The organism is Streptomyces sp. NPDC060198 (genome assembly GCF_042728415.1).
Lineage (GTDB): Bacteria > Actinomycetota > Actinomycetes > Streptomycetales > Streptomycetaceae > Streptomyces.
The window spans coordinates 1-3,446 of the sequence record NZ_JBHWZJ010000547.1 but is presented as its reverse complement, the minus strand read 5'-3'; the positions used below and the strand labels follow the sequence as shown (position 1 = coordinate 3,446).

Annotated in this window: 3 protein-coding genes; 1 reads left to right on the top strand and 2 read right to left on the bottom strand. The window is 73.7% G+C overall.

From position 1 onward, the window contains the following. Together ACFWEP_RS33180 and ACFWEP_RS33175 are read right to left on the bottom strand one after the other, a co-directional pair. Nucleotides 1-235, bottom strand: a 235-nt coding sequence (locus ACFWEP_RS33180; RefSeq protein ID WP_387375793.1) for a DUF4235 domain-containing protein, incomplete at its 3' end; no start/stop codon positions are given. Continuing rightward, nucleotides 232-762 (bottom strand): hypothetical protein, encoded by a 531-nt coding sequence (locus ACFWEP_RS33175; protein ID WP_387375791.1) that lies wholly within the window; start codon nucleotides 760-762, stop codon nucleotides 232-234. The genes ACFWEP_RS33180 and ACFWEP_RS33175, both read right to left, overlap by 4 nt. A gap of 209 nt (nucleotides 763-971) precedes the next feature. Between ACFWEP_RS33175 and ACFWEP_RS33170 the strand changes: the two genes are divergently transcribed. Then, entirely contained in the window at nucleotides 972-3,395 is a 2,424-nt protein-coding gene (locus tag ACFWEP_RS33170) for an ABC transporter (protein WP_387375789.1), read from the top strand. Nucleotides 3,396-3,446 lie beyond the last annotated feature (51 nt).

Genomic DNA, 3,446 nt, shown 5'->3' with positions numbered 1-3,446 from the left:
CGGTGATGGCCCCGCCCCTTCCGACCGCTGCGCGGACGGTGGAGAAGATCGCCCCTTGCAGGGCCGCCGCGGCGAGGATCTCCGGCCAGCCGCGATCACGGTCGGTCGGGCTCGGGGCGTCGTCCTCACGGGCGACCGTCTTCCACACCTGGCGGAAGAGGGCTCCGGCGACGAGACCGCCCGCCATCCCGACCGCGAGGCCGACGGGTTTGTACACGACGGCGGAGGCCTTCATCCGCGCCGCCGGTGACGCGCGACGGCGACCACGGCGACGGCGGCGACTCCTCCGGCGACCAGCAGTCCCTCCTTGCCGCGGGCGGCATGCGCAACACGGTCGGCGCCCCGCCGGACGGGTGCGGGAGCGTGCTCCTGGAACTTCTCCCCCAGGGTCCTGACGGCCACTCCGATCTGCTGCTGGGTCTGCGCCGCCACCCCCTGCACGGCGTCCGGAGTCCTCTCCCGGGCTTCCGCGCGCGCCTCGGCGGCCTTCTCCAGGGCGTGCGTCCGCATCTCCTCGGCCTTCTCCACGGCCCGGTCCTTCGCTCCGGCGGCCTTCTCCTGCCCGCGCGCTGCCGCGGCCGCCGCCTTCGCCCGCGCCTGCGACGCCATCTCGTCGGCCTTCGCGCGTGCGGTCCCGTCCGCCGTCGCCGCGAGCGACTCGACGGTCCTGCCGAGTTCGTCCCGCGCGGCCCGCGCGTGGGTGCGCAGGTCCTCCGGAGTCGGTGCGGAACCGTCCTCGCGAGGGTTCTGGTCATTCGTCATCGCGCTGCACTCTCCTTCGCATCGTGGGTCCGGCCCGGGCGGTCCTGTGCCCCCCGCCGGCCACGGATCATCGGCATGCTCCTCGCGTGCCCCGATGCGGGCGGCCGATGCCTCGGGCGGGCTCAAGGGCTGTCCCGCGATTCATGACGGGACAGCCCTCAGCGCTTAGAATGCGGCGATTTGTCGCCCCATCTTCGGAGACCGCATTCATGACCACCCCTCACGATCCCTATGTCCGGGTGCGCGGTGCCCGGGAACACAACCTCCGGAACGTCGACGTGGACATCCCCCGCGACACGCTGACGGTGTTCACCGGGGTTTCCGGGTCCGGCAAGTCGTCGCTGGCGTTCGGCACGATCTACGCGGAGGCGCAGCGGCGGTACTTCGAGTCGGTGGCCCCGTACGCCCGCCGGCTGATCCATCAGGTCGGCGCTCCGGCGGTCGGCGAGGTCACCGGGCTGCCGCCGGCCGTCTCGCTGGAGCAGCGCCGTTCCTCCGCGGGCGAGCGCTCGTCGGTGGGTACGGTGACCACGCTCTCCAACTCGCTGCGGATGCTTTTCTCCCGGGCCGGCGACTATCCGCAGGGCGCCGAGCGCCTCGACTCCGACTCCTTCTCGCCCAACACCGCCGCGGGCGCCTGCCCCGAGTGCCACGGTCTCGGCCGGATCCATCGGACGTCGGAGGAACTGCTCGTCCCGGACGCCTCGTTGTCGATCCGCGAGGGGGCGATCGCGGCCTGGCCGGGGGCGTGGCAAGGCAAGAACCTGCGGGACGTGCTCGACGCTCTGGGGTACGACGTCGACCGGCCGTGGGGCGAACTCCCGGCCGGGGAGCGGGAGTGGATCCTCTTCACCGACGAGCAGCCGGTGGTGACGGTCCATCCGGTACGCGACGCGGGCCGCATCCAACGCCCGTACCAGGGAACGTACATGAGCGCCCGCCGCTATGTGATGCACACGTTCGCCGATTCCCGGAGCCGGACCCTGCGGGCGCGGGCGGAGCGGTATCTGACGAGCGTGCCGTGTCCGGTCTGCGGGGGCGGGCGGCTGCGCCCGGAGGCGATGGCGGTGACCTTCGCGGGGCGCACCATCGCGGAGTTGGCCGCGCTACCGCTGGCGGCCCTGTCGGAGGTGCTGCGCGCCTCGGGCGGCGACGCGACGGCCCGGGTGATGACGACGGACCTGCTGGCCCGCATCGGCACGGTGACCGAGTTGGGGCTCGGCTACCTCAGCCTCGACCGGACGGCACCGACGCTCTCCTCCGGTGAGCTCCAACGGCTGCGGCTGGCCACGCAGTTGCGGTCCGGTCTGTTCGGTGTGGTGTATGTGCTGGACGAGCCGTCGGCGGGTCTGCACCCGGCCGACACCGCGTCCCTGCTCTCGGTGCTCGGCAGACTGAAGGAAGCCGGTAACACGGTCTTCGTGGTGGAGCACCAGCTCGACGTGGTGCGGCAGGCGGACTGGCTGGTGGACGTGGGGCCGCTCGCCGGGGAGCACGGCGGCCGGGTGCTGCACAGTGGTCCGCCGGCCGGTCTCGCGGAGGTGGCGGAGTCGGCGACGCGGCGTTTCCTCTTCGGCGGGGCGGCGCCCGCCGCCCGTCCACCGCGTACGCCCTCCGGCGGCCTGCGGCTCGAAGGTGTCCGGCGCCACAACGTGCGGGGCGTCGACGTGACGTTCCCGCTCGGGGTGTTCACCGCCGTCACCGGGGTCTCGGGGTCGGGCAAGTCGACGCTGGTCGGGCAGGTGCTGGCCGGGGTGCTCGCCGACCGCCAGGCCTCGCCGGTGGCGGACCTTCCCGACGCGCCCGCCGTGCGCGACTGCGCGTCCGCGCGGGGGCTGGAGGCGGTGGACCGGCTCGTCCAGGTGGACCAGAAGCCGATCGGGCGTACCCCGCGCTCCAACCTGGCCACGTACACGGGTCTGTTCGACGTCGTGCGCAAGCTCTTCGCCGAGACGGACACGGCGCGGGAGCGCGGCTACCGGGCCGGGCGGTTCTCGTTCAACGTGGCGGGCGGGCGGTGCGAGACCTGTCAGGGCGAGGGGTTCGTCTCGGTGGAGCTGCTCTTCCTGCCGAGCACGTACGCGCCCTGCCCCGACTGTCACGGGGCGCGCTACAACCCGCCGACCCTGGAGGTCACCCTGCGCGGGCTCTCCGTCGCCGGAGTGCTGGACCTGACCGTGGAGGCGGCGGCCGGGTTCTTCGCCGGGGTTCCGGCCGCCGAACGGAGCCTGCGCACCCTGAACGAGGTGGGGCTCGGCTACCTGCGCCTGGGGCAGCCCGCCACCGAGCTCTCGGGCGGTGAGGCGCAGCGGATCAAGCTGGCGGCGGAGCTTCAGCGGGCCCGGCGGGGGCACACCCTGTACGTGCTCGACGAGCCGACCACGGGGCTGCACCCGGCCGATGTGGAGGTGCTCATGCGGCAGCTGCACGGGCTGGTGGACGCGGGCGGCACGGTGGTGGTCGTGGAGCACGACATGGCGGTGGTGGCCGGTGCGGACCATGTGATCGACATGGGTCCGGGCGGCGGCGAGGAGGGCGGCCGTATCGTCGCGGCGGGCACTCCGGCCGAGGTGGCGCGGGCGGCGGGCAGCCGGACGGCTCCGTTCCTGGCCCGGGCGCTGCGTACGGGCTGAAGGCCCGGGCCCGGAGGAGTCCGGGAGGGCGGCGCGGCCCCCTTGATGAGC

Bases quoted from the DNA above. Each gene is read 5' to 3' on its own strand.
- ACFWEP_RS33175 (WP_387375791.1), bottom strand. From the start codon at position 762: ATGACGAATGACCAGAACCCTCGCGAGGACGGTTCCGCACCGACTCCG.
- ACFWEP_RS33170 (WP_387375789.1), top strand. From the start codon at position 972: ATGACCACCCCTCACGATCCCTATGTCCGGGTGCGCGGTGCCCGGGAA.